This window comes from Polaromonas sp. LjRoot131 (assembly GCF_964252805.1).
GTDB lineage: Bacteria > Pseudomonadota > Gammaproteobacteria > Burkholderiales > Burkholderiaceae_C > Polaromonas.
Genome location: NZ_CAXUPF020000005.1, coordinates 246,923 through 262,016 on the forward strand (window position 1 = coordinate 246,923; position 15,094 = coordinate 262,016).

A 15,094-nucleotide genomic window follows, 5' to 3' on the forward strand; every position below is an offset into this window, starting at 1 on the left:
AAATCCGTTATGGCTTAGTCTGAATACGCGGCAGTTTCTTACACGGATTCATCAAGCGGCTTCTACAAAGACTCCCAGCTGGCCTACAAGGTTCCGTAGCTGTGCAGACCCGAGAGAAACATGTTGACGCCGAGGAAGGCAAACGAAGTGACCGCCAACCCCACCAGAGCCCACCAGGCGGCGACCGTGCCGCGCAGGCCTTTCATGAGGCGCATGTGCAGCCAGGCGGCGTAATTGAGCCAGACGATCAGCGCCCAGGTTTCCTTGGGGTCCCAGCTCCAGTAGCCGCCCCAGGCCTCGGCGGCCCACAAGGCGCCCAGCACCGTGGCGATGGTGAAGAAAGCGAAACCTACGGCAATCGCCTTGTACATCACGTCGTCCAGCACCTCGAAGCTGGGCAAACGTGCCGCGATGCGCTTGCGGCCCAGCAGGATGCCGGCGGCGATCAGCCCCGACACCGCGAGGTAACCAACCCAGTAGTAGCTGCCGCCCACTTCGGCCGGCGACTTGCTGCGAAACACGATGGGCACAAAACACAGCACGACACCCAGCAGCCACAGCGGCGTGAGCCGGTGCCACTGCTTTTCATCGGCCTGCTGCTTGATCAGGTAGGACAGCGACACCATGGCGGCCAGCGAGAACATGCCGTAGCCGATAAAGTTGGCCGGCACATGCAGTTTCATCCACCAGCTTTTGAGGGCAGGCACCAGCGGCTGGATTTCATGGGCTTCGCGCACCACGGTGTACCAGAGCAAAAAGCCGACGGCGGCGCTGACCACCAGCATCACAAAAGCGCCCAGCGCGCGGGTGTTGTACTGCGATTCGAAGTAGAGGTAGAAGGCCGCCGTCATCCAGCAGAACAGCACGAACACTTCGTACAGGTTGCTGACGGGAATGTGGCCGACGTCAGCGCCGATCAGGTAGCTTTCATACCAGCGCACCAGCGTGCCGACCAGCGCCATGCCGACGGCGACCCAGGCGATCTTGGAGCCCAGCGACTCCAATGTGTTGCTCTGGCCTTTGGCGAACATGCCCAGCCAGTAAAAAATCGTGCTCATGAAGAACAGCACGCTCATCCACAAAATCGCCGACTGGCTGGACAGGAAATACTTGAGCCAGAACACCTGCTCGGCCCGCGCGAGGTCGCCCTGGTAGGAGGCGATGCCCAGCAGCGCAAAGACGCTCACCACCACCATCAGCACGCGCAGCGGCCGCCAGAACCAGCCCATCGCGATGGCCGCGGGAATAGCCGCCAGCAGGATGCCTTTTTCATAGACGTCCATGAAAGCGCCGTAGCGCACGAAGGCGTAGAGGAAGCCGCCGGCGACCAGCGCGGCAAACACCCAGTCCAGCACGTTGCGCCGCGCGAAATAGCCTTCGTTGAGGCTCAGCGTGCTGCCGCCGCCGCCGGCCTTCAGCGTGGTGGTGTTCACCGCGGTGGTGTTGATGGTGGAGGTATTCATAAAGGCGCCTGCAACAGTTTCGTTTTCAACATCTCGAACTCCTTGTCGCCATCCAGGGTCTTGCGGTTGGTGGACAAGGCCATGGTGGCCTGGCTGCTTCCAGCTGATTCTGACACTGAACCCGCGCCATTGCCACCCTCGGCCTGGGCACCGTCTTTGCCGCGCGGCGCCAGCCACACCCAGACGCGGCGCTCGCGCACATACAACATGGCAAACACGCCCAGGATCAGGAAAGCGCAGCCCAGGTACACAATGGTTTTGCCCGGCGCGCGCGCCACCTGGAACACGCTGGCCTGGACCTGGGTGAAATCCTTGAGCTCAAAGGCCATGGGCGCGGGATAGAAATGGGCGTCCGACAGGCTCAGCACCATCTGCGACATGAAGCCCAGCGTCTTCTCGTCTTGCGGCATGGGCTTGAGCCCGGCCTGCTCGCGCGTCATCTGGGCCAGCTCGAACAGCGCCCCGTTGAGGATGCGGACCAGCACCTCGCCGGCGCGGTTGCGCTCGGCCTCGGGCACATTGGCTTCCATGAAATCGGAAATCGCCTGCAGGCCGGCGGTCTTGCCGCCGGCCGCCTCGGGGCCGCTGCCGGCAAACAGTGCCAGTGCGCGCGAAGCCGAGGCCGCGAGCTGCTGCACCAGTTCGGGCCGGTCGGGGCCTATGGCCTGGCTGGCATAGCGCTTGACGGCCAGCTCGCGCTGGGCCGGGTTGGCCAGCGCGGCACGCAGCCGCAAAAAAGTTTCCATGCCGCCTTCGGCATCGACCGGGATGCGCAGGTACTGGAAAGGGGCCGAGGGGGTTTCGCGCACGCCCATCAGGTAGACCGCCGGGCTGTTCTCGCCCGGGTCGGTCTTGACCGGCAGCATGTAGTTGTGGAACTCGCGGGCCTGGCCGGCGGCATCGCGCAGCTTGTAGCTCACGCTGGGCCCGACGTTGCGCAGCTCTTTTTGCGTGACCGTCTTGTTGGCCGCGCCCAGGCGCGAATCGATGGCCTGGTGCAGGTCGACCTTGCGCACGTCGGCACCGGATCCGCCCATGCTGCCGCCCGAGGCGAAGTTTTCCACGTTGATGACGCGCAGCGCGGTGTATTCGAGCGTGAGCTTTTCGGCGCTGTCGCCCTGCCCGTTGCTCAGGCTGCTGGTGCCGCCTATGGTGCCCTGGATTTCAAAAGGCTTGGTGGCCGCCGCCATGGGAATGGCCTTGAGCGTGACGCTGGAGCCGCCGTCGTCGAAGCTGGACTGGTAGATCTCGACGCCCTTGTGGCGGGCCGGGTGGTTGACCTCCACGCGCGCCGGGATTTTTTCGCCGGTTTCCTTGTCGTGGATGATGATGTCGCTGGCGAACAGCTTGGGCATGCCGGTCGAGTAGTACTCGACGATGAATTTTTTCAGTTCGATGGAAAACGGCAGTTCCTGCAGCAGCACGCCGCCGGGCTGGTTCAGGATGGCGGTGCTGGACTGCGTGCCTTCGGCCACCAGCAGGTTGGCGCGGAAGGTCGGGTTGCGGTCGCTCAGGCGGTACTGCGCCGGCACGTCGGCGATCAGGCCGCCGCCGGTGTAGATGGATTTGCCGTTGAGCCACATCTGGCCGCGCACGATCATGTCGCCGTCCAGCAGGCCGCCCACGCACACCAGCACGATGGCGCTGTGCGCCGCGATGTAGCCCAGCTTGTTGGCCGCGCCCTTCTTGGCGGCCACCATCCAACCGTCGCCTTCGGGTGTGCGGCGCTGCTGCAGCTTGACCTTCCAGCCGCTTTGCACCAGCGTCTGGCCGATGCGGCGCGCGGCGGCTTCGGGCGCTTCGGCCAGCGCGGCCTCGGCGCGGTGGCCGAAGGCCTTGAGGCCTTGCTCGCGGACGTTTTCCTTGAGCTGGTTCAGGTCCACCAGGATTTTGGGCGCGTTGCGGGCGATGCACAGCGAGGTGGAAATCACCAGGAAGGCCAGGATCAGCAGAAACCACCAGGCGCTGTAGACGGTGTTGAGGCTCAGCAGGCTGAAGGCCTGCGCCCAGAACGGGCCGAACTGGTTCACATAATTGCCCAGCGGCTCCGCCTGCTTGAGCACCGTGCCGATGATGGACGCGATGCAGATCACCGTCAGCAGCGAGATGGAAAACCGCATGGACGACAGCAGTTCCACCGACGCCCGCAAGCTGCGGGAGCCCCAATTGACCTTCATACCCTGGGTGGAAACTGTCATGCTTTAAGTGGAACCGGATCGGGCTGGCGGCAGCCGGCAAGAGAGAAAAAAGAAAAAAGGCGGGCTTTCATCAGAAAGACCCGCCTTTGGTGTGATTGGTTTTAGCGGCTTGGGTTCAATACGGCAGTCGCGCTGCGTGTATTTTTTCGGAAAAAAAGCCCGCCTTGCGGCAGGCCCCGGCTCAACGCAGGCCGGCGATGTAGTCGGCCAGCGCGCGGATTTCGCGGTCGTTAAGCTTGGCGGCGACCTGGGTCATGGGGAGGCTGTTCTTGCGGCCGCCGTCGCGGAAAGCCGTCAGCTGCGTCACGGTGTAGTCGGCATGCTGGCCGCCCAGGCGCGGGTACTGCGAAGGAATGCCGGCGCCGGTCGGGCTGTGGCAGCCTGCGCAGGCTGCGATCTGGCGGTCCTGCACGCCGCCGCGGTAGATGCGCTCACCGAGGGCGACCAGTTCCTTGTCCTTGGCGAAACCCGCCTTGGCTTTTTTCGAGGTAGCCCAGTAGGCGATGTTTTTCATGTCCTCATCGGATAGCGCCGAGGCGAAGCCTTGCATGATGGGGTTTTTGCGCTTGCCGGACTTGAACTCCTGCAGCTGCTTGACCAGGTATTCGGGGTGCTGCTGCGCCAGCTTGGGGTTGGCGGGGACACCGGAATTGCCGTCGGCGCCATGGCAGCTTGCGCACACCGCGGTGAAGCTGGCCTCGCCTTTGACCAGGTCGGGCTTGGCAACCTTGGCAGGGGCCGCTGCAGCAGCCGGGGCGGCATCGTGCGCGGGGGCGGCTTCGCCGGCGGCAAACGACGACACGGCGGGCACGGCCAGCAAAGCGGCCAGGAGAGAAGTAACGAACAGCTTCATATCGGGGGTTTTAATTGGTTGGCGCACAAAACTTATAACTTTCTGATTTTACAATGGCTTCTGGGCACCCCCGATTATTCGGGTCTTGCCGCGGCAATCCGCCAGGAGCTCCCTGCCGGTTCACGGCCTCCCAAGCCCCGCCCACAGGGGCATCGGCCCCTTTCAACGCATGCCGCCGGTATGCACACGACCTTCAGGGACCGCCCGACATGACCTCCGCTTCCCCGCCCAAACACCCCCCCGCCGCAGCCGGCGCCCCCGATCCCAAGATCGCCATGGGCTGGCTGCACACGGCCAAGTTCCTGACCACCGCGCCAGAACTCAAGCACCTGCCGCGCGTCGACGTGCCGGAAATCGCCTTCGTGGGCCGCTCCAACGCCGGCAAATCCACCTGCATCAACACCCTGACGCAGCAGCACCGGCTGGCGTTTGCCTCCAAGACACCGGGCCGCACGCAGAGCATCAACCTTTTCAGCCTGGGCAAGCAGGGCGTGACGGACGCGGTGCTGGCCGACCTGCCGGGCTACGGCTATGCGGCCGTGCCCAAGGAAGCCAAATACCGCTGGCAGCAGGTGATGGGCAATTACTTGCAGACGCGCGACAACCTCAAGGCCGTCGTGTTGCTGTGCGACCCGCGCCTGGGTCTGACGGAACTCGATGAAATCCTGCTGGACGTGATCCGGCCGCGCGTCGAGGAAGGCCTGAAATTCCTGGTGCTGCTGACCAAATCCGACAAGCTCAACAAGACCGAGGCGGCCAAGGCGCTGTCCATTGTGCGACTGCAGGCCGGTGGCGGAGACGTCAAACTCTTTTCTTCGCTGAAGCGCCGCGGCGTCGAGGAAGTCGCCCAGCATTTGTGGGATTGGGCGCATCCGGTTGAAAAACCGGCCAAGGCCGCCAAGGCCGCGCCTGACGAGTTGCCTGAAATCAACGACTGAGGTTGTTGCTGCCGGGCAGCGCTTTCAGCCATCGCCAGAAAGCGCAACGCCATGATTGAAACCAGTTTGCAGGCCCTGCCGCACGGCATCACCCTGTCCTGCCGCGCCAGCGGCACCAAAGGCCGGCCCGTGCTGATGTTTCTGCACGGCTTCCCCGAAGCCGCTTTTGTCTGGGACGGCCTGCTCGAACACTTCGCCCAGCCCGAAAACGGCGGCTTTCGCTGCATCGCGCCCAACCTGCGCGGCTTCGAGCAGTCCAGCGCGCCCACTGACGCCGCCGCCTACCGGCCCAGACACCTGGTGCAGGACATCGCGGCGCTGATCGCGCTGGAGGGCGGGCAACTCGAATGTTTGATTGCGCACGACTGGGGCGGCGCCGTAGCCTGGAACCTGGCGGCGGGCCAGCCGGCCTTGATGAAGAAGCTGGCCATCATCAATTCGCCGCATCCCGGCACTTTTTTGCGCGAGCTGCAGCAGTCGCCGGCACAGCAGGCCGCCAGCGCGTACATGAATTTCCTGATCCGCCCCGACGCCGAAGCGCTGCTGGCCGAGGACGACTTTCGCCGCCTCTGGGAGTTTTTCACGCACATGGGTGCGGCCGACGGCCCGCATGCCTGGCTCACCGATGCGCTGCGGGACCAATACCGCGCCATCTGGCGCCAGGGCCTGACCGGGCCCTGCAATTACTACCGCGCCTCGCCGCTGCGCCCGCCGCGGCCCGGCCCGCCGCACAACGACCCGGCCGCGGCGGCTGTGGCGATTCCGCGCGAGATGCTGGAAGTTCACCTGCCCACGCTGGTGCTCTGGGCCCTGGACGACATCGCCCTGCCGGCGGCCTTGCTGGACGGCTTGCAGGACTATGTGCCGCGCATGGACTTGCGGCGCATCGAGGGCGCGACCCACTGGATCGTTCACGAGCAGCCGGCATTGGTGGCGACGTACCTGCGGGACTTTTTGCGCTAGCGGCCGCGGGTGCTGCCCGGGTTCAATATAGCGAGGGATCGCCTTCGGGCCGCGTCTTGAAACGCTTGTGCACCCAGTAGTACTGCGCCGGCATGGCCGCTATGTATTCGCCCAATCGCGCATTCATGAGCGCGGTGTCGGCCACCGGGTCTTCACTGGGAAAATCCGCCCAGGCCGGCAGCACTTGCACCTCGTAGCCGGTGGGGGTGATGCGCGGCAGCAGCGGCAGCACCTTGGCACGGCCCAGTTTGGCAAAACGCGACAGCGAGGGTACGGTGGCGGTCGGCACGCCGAAAAAAGGCACGAACACGGAATCGTCGGGGCCGAAATCCATGTCGGGCAGCAAATACAGCGGCTGGCCTTCGCGCAGCGCCGCCACAATGGGCTTGACGCCGGCGGCGCGGCCGAACAGGCGCAAATTGCCGAAACGCCGGCGCCCGCGCAGTATCCAGCGGTCCACCAGCTTGTTGGACTGGTCGGTGTAAATCGTCGTGGAGGGCCGGGGCATCTGCAGCGCCACGGCGGTCCATGCCGCGTCCAGCCCCACAAAATGCGGCAGAAAAATCACCGTCGGCGCGTTGCCCGCGAGTTCCTCGATAGCGCCCGTCAGGTGCACGCGCCGCTGCACCCAGGTTTTGGGCGCATGCCACAGCCAGGCGCGGTCCAGCCAGGCCTGGGCGAAATAGACGAAGGTCTGCACGTTCAGCCGGCGCCGCTCGTCCGCGGAAAGCGCCGGGAAACACAGGGCCAGGTTGGTGTCCACCACACGCCGGCGCGCCCCCACCACGGCATACAGCACCCAGCCGAGCAGCACGCCCAGGCCGCGCGTCCACGAAAGCGGCACCAGGGCCAGCAGCTGCATAAAGAGAATGCCGCCGCGGGTTACCAGCCGGCCGGCCATCTGTCGGGCAGTCTTCACAGCGGTGCTTCCTTGCGTGGTGTCTTGTAGCGTGCATAGCCCCACAGGTACTGGCCGGGCTGGCTCAGCACGATGGCTTCAATGGCGCGGTTGATCTGCGTCACGGCCTGCAGCAGCTCGGCGCGGGGCTTGCCGGCATCGTCCGGCTGGACGCCTTCGACCGCCGGCCATATCTTGAGGAAATAGCCCCGCCCGTGCGGCAGGCGCTCGCAACTCACCGGCAGCAGCACCGCCCCGCTTTGCAGCGCCAGCCGCGCCGCCAGGGTCATGGTGTAGGCCGGCTTGCCGAAGAACGGCGCCCAGACGCCCAGCCCCTCCGGCGGCACCTGGTCGGTCAGCAGCGCCACAGCCTGGTTGGCTTTGAGGGTTTTGTGCATCAGGCGGATGCCGCTCAGCGATGCCGGCACGACGGTGAGGTTGGCGCGGTCGCGCGCCAGGCGCTCCAGGCGTGCCAGCCAGGCCTTGCGCGCCGGCCGGTAAATGGCGGTGATGGGCCCGTAGAGTTCGGCCAGCGCTTGCGGGCCCAGCTCGAAACTGCCGCAATGGGGCCCGAAAAAAATCACGCCGCGGCCCTGGGCGAATGCCTGCTCCGCGTTGGCCTGGCCTTCTACCCGCACATTGCCCAGGCAGGACTCGGTGGCCGGCCGCATCCAGAGCTTGGGCAGCTCGGCGATAAACCGCCCGGCTTCGGCGATCGCCGGGCGGGCCAGTTCAAACGGCAGGCCGGCCTGCGCCACATGGGCCCGGAACTGCGCGCGGTAGCGCGGGCTCGCAGCCCAGACCAGCCAGCCCAGGCCGGCGCCCAGCGTATGCAGGGCGGCCAGCGGCCAGAGGGCGAAGAATCGGAACAAGCAGTGCATCGAGCGGGCAAAAGGGGTATTGAAGGGCCAATCCAGCCAAAAAACGGCCGCCATATAATGAGCGCTGTCGCCGAGTTATTGAACAACTTGCAGGGCGACATTAAACCAAACTGCTAAAGCGTTCGCCGAAGCACCCCAGCCGGCAACGCGCCGACAAACTTCATGGAGTGTACGCAATGGCGAACGATTTTCTCTTTACTTCCGAATCCGTCTCCGAAGGCCATCCCGACAAGGTCGCCGACCAGATTTCCGACGCGATTCTCGACGCGATTTTTAAGCAGGACCCGCTCTCGCGCGTGGCCGCCGAGACCCTGACCAACACCGGCCTGGTCGTGCTGGCCGGTGAAATCACCACCAACGCGCACGTCGACTACATCCAGGTCGCGCGCGACACCATCAAGCGCATCGGCTACGACAACACCGAATACGGCATCGACTACAAGGGCTGCGCCGTCATGGTCTGCTACGACAAGCAGTCCAACGACATCGCCCAGGGCGTGGACCACGCCAGCGATGACCACCTGAACACCGGCGCCGGCGACCAGGGCCTGATGTTCGGCTACGCCTGCGATGAAACCCCCGAGCTGATGCCCGCGCCGATTTACTATGCGCACCGCCTGGTCGAGCGCCAGGCCCAGCTGCGCAAGGACGGCCGCCTGCCTTTCCTGCGCCCCGACGCGAAAAGCCAGGTCACCATGCGCTACGTGGACGGCAAGCCGCACAGCATAGACACCGTGGTGCTGTCGACCCAGCACAGCCCCGACCAGAGCGAAACCGCGCACAAGATGAAGGCCTCCTTCAACGAAGCCATCATTGAGGAAATCATCAAGCCGGTGCTGCCCAAGGGCATGCTGACCAAGGACACCAAGTACCTGATCAACCCGACCGGCCGTTTTGTTATCGGCGGCCCGCAGGGCGACTGCGGCCTGACCGGCCGCAAGATCATCGTCGACACCTACGGCGGCGCCTGCCCGCACGGCGGCGGCGCCTTCAGCGGCAAGGATCCCAGCAAGGTGGATCGCTCTGCCGCCTACGCCGCCCGCTACGTCGCCAAGAACATCGTGGCGGCCGGCCTGGCCCGCCAGTGCCAGATCCAGGTGGCTTACGCCATCGGCGTGGCCAAGCCCATGAACGTCACGGTCTATACCGAAGGCACGGGCGTGATCTCCGACGAAAAACTCTCGGCCCTGGTCAACGAACACTTCGACCTGCGCCCCAAAGGCATCATCCAGATGCTGGACCTGCTGCGCCCCATCTACGAAAAGACCGCAGCCTACGGCCACTTCGGCCGCGACGAGCCGGAATTCACGTGGGAAAGAACCGATAAAGCTGCTGCGCTCCGCGCTGCAGCCGGCCTGTAAGGCCGCCGGGCGATCGCCCGGTATCGGCTCTTCAGCGCAGGCTAACTTCGCATCGCGAAGTTAAGGGTCAAAGGCCCGGTGCCGAAGCTAAAGACTGATAAAGCTCAAGCGCTGCGTGCAGCGGCGGGCCTGTAAGGACCGCGGAGCGAAGCTCCTCTTGAGCTTTGGGGACCGCTCATATTGCGCGGCAATGTGATGCGGTCACCATAAGGCTGCTGCGCTCCGCGCTGCAGCCGGCCTGTAAGCTCCACGCAACAAGCCCCCGGCAAGGCGCGGCGTCCTACGCCACGGCTTGCCGAGTTTCGGCAACATAGAGCCACCTCCGGGTGGCTTTTTTCATGCCTTGCCGGGAAAGCCGGCCTCTACAATTTTGGGCAGGTTTGCGCCGGCCGGCGGCACTATTCGAGAACTTCCACGAAAGCTCCCATGCCAAGCACTCCCCACAAAATGGCCGTCAACATCGCCTGCGCCCTGATCGCCGTGCTCACGCTGATCGGCATCAGCGAGCTGTCGTACATCCGATCCATGGAGGCGATGGACCAGGTGGCCAAGGCCCACGTCGCGCGCAACCATGTCCAGCGGCTGCTGCGCGACGTGCTCGATGCGGAGACCGGGCAGCGCGGCTACCTGTTGACCGGCGACACCATGTACCTGGAGCCCTACAAGGCCGCCATCGCCGACATCGGCCAGACGCAGGACCAGTTGCGCGAATTGCTCGCCATGCGCAAGGACCAGGTCGACACGCTGTCGACGCTGGGCCGGACGGTGCAGCGCAAGCTGGCCGAAATGGACCTGTCCATCCGTATGAAAAACGAGGGCAAGGACGACGCCTGGCGCTTTGTCCTGACCACCGAGGTGGGCAAGGAGCAGATGGACATCATCCGCGACGGCGCCGGCCGGCTGGTCACTGAAACCAACCAGGACACCGCCAACGGCTACACGGAAGTCCGGCGCTCCCTGCTGCTGACGCGCATAGGCATCACCCTGGTGGCAAGCGTCGCTTTTATCGCCTTCTGGCTGTACCTGCGCCAGACGGCCGCCCTGGAACAGGCCGGGCAGCGCCAGCAGCTGGCCTTGCAGGCAGAGCGCGACCTGCTGGGCGTCCAGGTCAGGGAACGCACCAGCCGCCTGGCCGAACTGGCCACTCACCTGCAGCAGATCCGGGAAGAGGAAAGAGGCCACCTGGCGCGCGAACTGCACGACGAGCTCGGCGCCCTGCTCACGGCGGCCAAGCTCGACGTCGCGCGCATCAAGGCCAAGCTGTCCGCGGACAGCGGCGACCTGCCCGCGCGCATCGAGCACCTGACCGAAACGCTCAACAGCGGCATCGCCCTGAAGCGCCGCATCATTGAAGACCTGCGCCCTTCTTCGCTGTCCAACCTCGGGCTGGTGCCGGCCCTGGAAATCCTGACGCGCGAATTCGCCCAGCGTTCGGGCCTGAGCATCGCCACCAACCTGGAGCCGGCACAACTGGACGAAACCATCCAGCTGACGGTTTACCGGCTGGTGCAGGAAGCGCTGACCAATATCGCCCGCTATGCGCAGGCGCAGAACGTGGACATCAACCTGCTGAGCTACAAGGACTACATCATCGTGACGGTCCACGACGACGGCCGGGGTTTCGATCCGCAGGCCATCCAGGCCTCAAGCCACGGCCTGCAGGGCATGCGCCACCGGGTGGAGGCCTCGGGCGGGCGCCTCGACATCAACGCCACCCAGGGCACGACCCTTTCGGCCACGCTACCCCTGACGGTGCTGCGCAAGGCGGCGCCCCACGGCTAGCCGCGGGTGTAAGGCGTCTTCCCGATATGCGGGGTGTTGCCCAGCTCTTCGGAGGGTTCGCCGTCGGCCTTGGGCTCGGGAAGGGTTTTGTTGGTGCCCTCCTTGCCGAATTCGTCGGAAGCCTTCTTGCGGGGCGGGCCCGCAGGCGTTTTGGCGCCGCCGGCACGGCGGCTTTCCGGCTCCGGGCTGGATTTGGTGCTCATGTCCCTCTCCTTGGCCTCAGGGTGCGGATTTCATGGAATGCATCAGGTGACAAAACTGCTGCCTGCTGGGACGGACCCTGACGGGCCGGCCTGCGGCCGTGCCGGTGCCGCAACCAGACCGATCGGCTTGCCGGACACCGGAAAGGGCCAGGGATGGCGGGACCTGGCCGGTTCGGCCGCCGGTTCCCGTGCCGGGCGCAAGGCCCGGCTGTCCTGGGCTTCCTCGCGTGGAAAACTGTCTAGAAACATCTTGCTGCCCCTTGGGGCCCGGAGTGGATGAGTTTCGACTTTAGGGGCCGGCAGGGGTCACAAGCCGTCGGCGGGAGAGGAATTCCGTGTAGGACAAGCTCGAATGGGCCCGGCAGCAGCCCGGCATTTCAACCGGACAGGCAGGACATCAGCCTGTCGTAATCCACCGGTTTGACGAGGTGGTGGTCAAACCCCGCCAGGTTGGCGCGGGTTTTGTCGGTCGACTGGCCCCAGCCCGTGAGGGCGATCAGGACCACGTTTTCATTGCCCGGCTGCTGCCGGATCAGGCGCGCCGCGTCATAGCCGTTCATGCCCGGCATCCCGATGTCCATGACCACCACATCCGGCCGGTTGATCCCTGCGGCGGCCACGGCGGCGACGCCGTCATACGCCGTGGTGACGGCGAAGCCATCCATGTCGAGCAGGGCCTCCAGTGTGTTCGCCGCGTCCACGTTGTCGTCCACCACCAGGATTTTCCTGAGGTTTCCCGGCGCGGCCGTGGCGCCGGCCGGCCGGGGCGCTTCAGGCTGTTCGCCCTCCAGCACCACCGGCAAGGCCAGCACGAACTCGCTGCCATGGCCCAGGCCCTCACTGGCAGCGTGAAGAGTGCCCCCGTGCATCTCGGCAAACTGCCGGGCCAGGCTGAGGCCGATGCCCAGTCCGGTCGGGGCCTCGCCCGGCACGGGCGTCTGGGCGAACAGCTCGAATATCCTGGCGAGCGAGGCCGCCTCCAGCCCGATGCCGTTGTCCTTCACGCGGAAAGTCACCACCGGCCCCGCGACTTCCGCGCTGAGCACGATGTGCCCGCCCGCAGGTGTGAATTTGGCGGCATTGACCAGCAGGTTGGCCACGCTTTGCACCAGGCGCGCGGCGTCTCCATCCAGGACGCAAGGCGCGCCCGGCTCCCGCAATTCAAGCCGGTGCTGCTTGCTTTCCATGGCGGAAGCGGAAATCTCCACCGCATGGTTGAGCACCGACTGCAGCGTGGTCCGCTCCCTTTTCAGTGCCACCTTACCGCTGGTGATGCGGGCCACGTCCAGCAGGTCGTCCACCAGCCGCGTCAGGTGGCCGACCTGGCGGTCCACCACGTTGCGCAGCTGCGTCACCTGGTCCGAATCGGGGTGCAGGTGCTTGAGGATGCCCATGGAGGTGCGGATGGGCGCGAGCGGGTTGCGCAGCTCATGCGCCAGCGTGGCGAGAAATTCGTCCTTGCGCCTGTCGGCATCGCGCACCTGGTATTGCCGCTCGCGCGCCCGCACGGCCGAGCGGGTGGCGGTGATCAGCGCGATGGTGCGCACCGGCCGCTCCACCAGCGTCACGTTGCCCAGGTGCTCCACCGCCCGCTGCACGTCCAGCGAATCGGCGCCGCTGCGCGTCAGCAGCAGGATGGGGATGTCGGACCAGGTGGGCTGCGAGGCCACATAGTCTGCCAGCGGCCGCATCGCCGCGCCGCTGACCACCTCCTCCACGATGAGCAATGCGCCGGCGCCCTGCTGCAACTGCCGCATCAACTCGCTGTTGTCCCCGCACACGATGCTGCCTATGCCCACCGATCCCAGGACTTTCGCGGCCAGGCCTGCGTCCTGGCCCGTGGGCGCGCAGATGACGATGCGCCGCTCCACTAGCGGACCCCGGCGATGTCACCCGTTTCAGGGCCGCTTCCCACATACACCGGCACCCCCGTCAGGATGCCGCGGAAGCCGCGCAGGGGCGCACCCACATGGATGCCGCTGCGGGACATGGAAAACTGCCGGATGGTGCGTTCGTGCAGGCTGCCGCGTTTCTTGAAGACGGACACGGCCTGCTTGACTTCGCCGTCATGCTCGAAGTAACGCAGCATGAGCACGTTGTCGGCCAGGTAGCTGGCATCCACCGTCGTCGACATCTGCCCGCCCAGCATGCCCTGCTGCACCCCCACCAGGATGGTCACCACACCGCGCTGGCCCAGGTAGGTCAGCAGCTCGTGCAGGTGCGTGGTCAGGAAGCGCTCGTCCGGCATGGCGTTGAGGTAGCCGTTGATGCTGTCGATGACGATGACCTTGCAGCCGCGGTCGGCGGCCTGGCACACCACCGTGGAAAACTCGCCCGGCGACAGCTCGGCGGGATCGATCTGCTGGATGCTCAGCATGCCGCTCTCGTAGGGCTTGCGGATGTCCATGCCCAGGCCGTCGGCACGGTTCAGCAGGTTGTTGGCGGCTTCCTCGAACAGGAACATGGCGCTGCTCTGTCCGCGATGGGCGGCCGCCGTGACGAACTGCGCCGCGAGCGAGGACTTGCCGGTGCCGGGCGGGCCGGCGATCAGGGTGCTGGTGCCCTCCTCCAGGCCGCCGCCCAGCAGGGTGTCAAGCTCTTGCAGGCCGCTGGTGAGCTGCACCCGCTTTCCCATCACCCGCGACTCCGCGGCGACCAGGCGCGGGTACACGCAAAGCCCGCCGTACTGGATGTCGTAGTCGTGCATGCCACCGCGAAACGCGACGCCGCGGTACTTCACCACGCGGATGCGCCTGCGCTCGGCGCCATAGTCCTTCACCGACTGGTCCAGCGTGATCACGCCGTGGGCGATGCTGCGCACCTGGAGGTCTATGCCGGCGGCCGTGCGGTCGTCCAGCAGCATCACCGTGCACGAGCGGCTGGCGAAAAACTGCTTGAGGGCCAGCACCTGGCGGCGGTAGCGCAGCGGGGAATCGGCCAGCAGTTGCAGTTCAGACAGGGAATCAATCACCACGCGCGTGGGTTTGTGCTTCTCGATGACCGACAGGATCATCTGGGTGGTGGCGCCCATCTCCACCTCGGAGGGGTGGAACAGGGTGTATTCCGCTTCCGATTTCAGCAGGTTCTCCGAAGGCAGCACCTCGTGGATGTGGATGCCGTCCAGGTTCCAGCCGTGGGACAAGGCAACCCCTTTCAGTTCCGCGGCCGTCTCCGCCAGGGTGATGTACACCACCGACTCGCCGGTCCGGGCGCCGGCGACCAGGAACTGCAGGCCGGTCGTGGTCTTGCCGGTGCCGGGCTCACCCTCGATCAGGTAGATGCGGTCCCTGATCAGGCCGCCGGCCAGGATGTTGTCGAGGCCGGGAATGCCGGTGGAGAGGAAGCTGGCGGCAGCGGGCGCTTGGAGAGTCATGGTCGGAGGTGCGGGTTGTTTGGCCACAGGGCATGGGCGGCACATCCCGCAACACTCCGTCAGCGAACGAAGCGGTTTGTAACAGCTGGATAAATATTAATCACAGCGTTGCACGCGCCCAAGGTTGCAGCGTCTGGGCGCCGCGTAGGACGAGACGCCATGACGGCGTAGTCCACCGGCA

At 65.5% G+C, this 15,094-nt stretch carries 12 protein-coding genes; 4 read left to right on the forward strand and 8 right to left on the reverse strand.

Annotation, left to right across the window (positions count from 1 at the left end; translation table 11 throughout):
- Nucleotides 1–83: 83 nt before the first annotated feature.
- From ccsB to ACSQ27_RS21425, 3 genes are all read right to left on the reverse strand, one after another.
- A complete protein-coding gene (ccsB, locus tag ACSQ27_RS21415; RefSeq protein ID WP_436157508.1) occupies nt 84–1,463 on the reverse strand; it encodes a c-type cytochrome biogenesis protein CcsB in 1,380 nt (459 codons plus the stop codon).
- Entirely contained in the window at nt 1,460–3,661 is a 2,202-nt protein-coding gene (locus tag ACSQ27_RS21420) for a cytochrome c biogenesis protein ResB (protein ID WP_436157509.1), read from the reverse strand. Before ACSQ27_RS21420 ends, ccsB begins: the two co-directional genes overlap by 4 nt.
- A gap of 181 nt (nt 3,662–3,842) precedes the next feature.
- Nucleotides 3,843–4,514 carry a c-type cytochrome gene (locus ACSQ27_RS21425; protein ID WP_436157510.1) on the reverse strand — a complete coding sequence of 224 codons (672 nt, stop codon included), beginning with the start codon at nt 4,512–4,514 and terminating at the stop codon, nt 3,843–3,845.
- 209 nt (nt 4,515–4,723) lie between these two features.
- Here ACSQ27_RS21425 and yihA point away from each other — a divergent pair, with 209 nt between their 5' ends.
- Complete coding sequence (gene yihA, locus ACSQ27_RS21430) at nt 4,724–5,452, forward strand: ribosome biogenesis GTP-binding protein YihA/YsxC (protein ID WP_436157511.1); 729 nt, start codon at nt 4,724–4,726, stop codon at nt 5,450–5,452.
- A gap of 51 nt (nt 5,453–5,503) precedes the next feature.
- Entirely contained in the window at nt 5,504–6,415 is a 912-nt protein-coding gene (locus tag ACSQ27_RS21435) for an alpha/beta fold hydrolase (protein WP_436157512.1), read from the forward strand.
- A gap of 22 nt (nt 6,416–6,437) precedes the next feature.
- Here ACSQ27_RS21435 and ACSQ27_RS21440 read toward each other — a convergent pair whose 3' ends face one another.
- Both ACSQ27_RS21440 and ACSQ27_RS21445 read right to left on the reverse strand, forming a co-directional pair.
- The gene (locus ACSQ27_RS21440) at nt 6,438–7,334 is read right to left on the reverse strand and encodes a lysophospholipid acyltransferase family protein (protein ID WP_436157513.1); all 897 of its coding nucleotides are present in this window, start codon (nt 7,332–7,334) and stop codon (nt 6,438–6,440) included.
- The gene (locus tag ACSQ27_RS21445) at nt 7,331–8,194 is read right to left on the reverse strand and encodes a lysophospholipid acyltransferase family protein (RefSeq protein WP_436157514.1); all 864 of its coding nucleotides are present in this window, start codon (nt 8,192–8,194) and stop codon (nt 7,331–7,333) included. Before ACSQ27_RS21445 ends, ACSQ27_RS21440 begins: the two co-directional genes overlap by 4 nt.
- 176 nt (nt 8,195–8,370) lie before the next feature.
- Here ACSQ27_RS21445 and metK point away from each other — a divergent pair, with 176 nt between their 5' ends.
- Together metK and ACSQ27_RS21455 are read left to right on the forward strand one after the other, a co-directional pair.
- On the forward strand, nt 8,371–9,555 hold the full coding sequence (metK, locus tag ACSQ27_RS21450) for a methionine adenosyltransferase (protein ID WP_436157515.1): 1,185 nt from the start codon (nt 8,371–8,373) through the stop codon (nt 9,553–9,555).
- 426 nt (nt 9,556–9,981) lie between these two features.
- Nucleotides 9,982–11,337 carry a sensor histidine kinase gene (locus ACSQ27_RS21455; RefSeq protein WP_436157516.1) on the forward strand — a complete coding sequence of 452 codons (1,356 nt, stop codon included), beginning with the start codon at nt 9,982–9,984 and terminating at the stop codon, nt 11,335–11,337.
- On the opposite strand, the gene ACSQ27_RS21460 is transcribed toward ACSQ27_RS21455, so the two are convergent.
- From ACSQ27_RS21460 to ACSQ27_RS21470, 3 genes are all read right to left on the reverse strand, one after another.
- Nucleotides 11,334–11,540 carry a hypothetical protein gene (locus ACSQ27_RS21460; RefSeq protein WP_436157517.1) on the reverse strand — a complete coding sequence of 69 codons (207 nt, stop codon included), beginning with the start codon at nt 11,538–11,540 and terminating at the stop codon, nt 11,334–11,336. The two genes, ACSQ27_RS21455 and ACSQ27_RS21460, sit on opposite strands and share 4 nt — an antisense overlap.
- 377 nt (nt 11,541–11,917) lie before the next feature.
- Nucleotides 11,918–13,411, reverse strand: coding sequence for a hybrid sensor histidine kinase/response regulator (locus ACSQ27_RS21465; RefSeq protein WP_436157518.1), 1,494 nt, complete (start codon nt 13,409–13,411; stop codon nt 11,918–11,920).
- A complete protein-coding gene (locus ACSQ27_RS21470) occupies nt 13,411–14,913 on the reverse strand; it encodes an ATPase domain-containing protein (RefSeq protein ID WP_436157519.1) in 1,503 nt (500 codons plus the stop codon). Before ACSQ27_RS21470 ends, ACSQ27_RS21465 begins: the two co-directional genes overlap by 1 nt.
- Nucleotides 14,914–15,094 lie beyond the last annotated feature (181 nt).

Excerpts from the sequence above, each read along its gene's own strand:
- ACSQ27_RS21460 (WP_436157517.1), bottom strand. The coding sequence starts at position 11,540 with ATGAGCACCAAATCCAGCCCGGAGCCGGAAAGCCGCCGTGCCGGCGGC.
- ACSQ27_RS21470 (WP_436157519.1), bottom strand. The coding sequence starts at position 14,913 with ATGACTCTCCAAGCGCCCGCTGCCGCCAGCTTCCTCTCCACCGGCATT.
- ACSQ27_RS21445 (WP_436157514.1), bottom strand. The coding sequence starts at position 8,194 with ATGCACTGCTTGTTCCGATTCTTCGCCCTCTGGCCGCTGGCCGCCCTG.
- yihA (WP_436157511.1), top strand. The coding sequence starts at position 4,724 with ATGACCTCCGCTTCCCCGCCCAAACACCCCCCCGCCGCAGCCGGCGCC.
- ACSQ27_RS21435 (WP_436157512.1), top strand. The coding sequence starts at position 5,504 with ATGATTGAAACCAGTTTGCAGGCCCTGCCGCACGGCATCACCCTGTCC.
- ACSQ27_RS21425 (WP_436157510.1), bottom strand. The coding sequence starts at position 4,514 with ATGAAGCTGTTCGTTACTTCTCTCCTGGCCGCTTTGCTGGCCGTGCCC.
- ccsB (WP_436157508.1), bottom strand. The coding sequence starts at position 1,463 with ATGAATACCTCCACCATCAACACCACCGCGGTGAACACCACCACGCTG.
- ACSQ27_RS21420 (WP_436157509.1), bottom strand. The coding sequence starts at position 3,661 with ATGACAGTTTCCACCCAGGGTATGAAGGTCAATTGGGGCTCCCGCAGC.
- ACSQ27_RS21455 (WP_436157516.1), top strand. The coding sequence starts at position 9,982 with ATGCCAAGCACTCCCCACAAAATGGCCGTCAACATCGCCTGCGCCCTG.
- metK (WP_436157515.1), top strand. The coding sequence starts at position 8,371 with ATGGCGAACGATTTTCTCTTTACTTCCGAATCCGTCTCCGAAGGCCAT.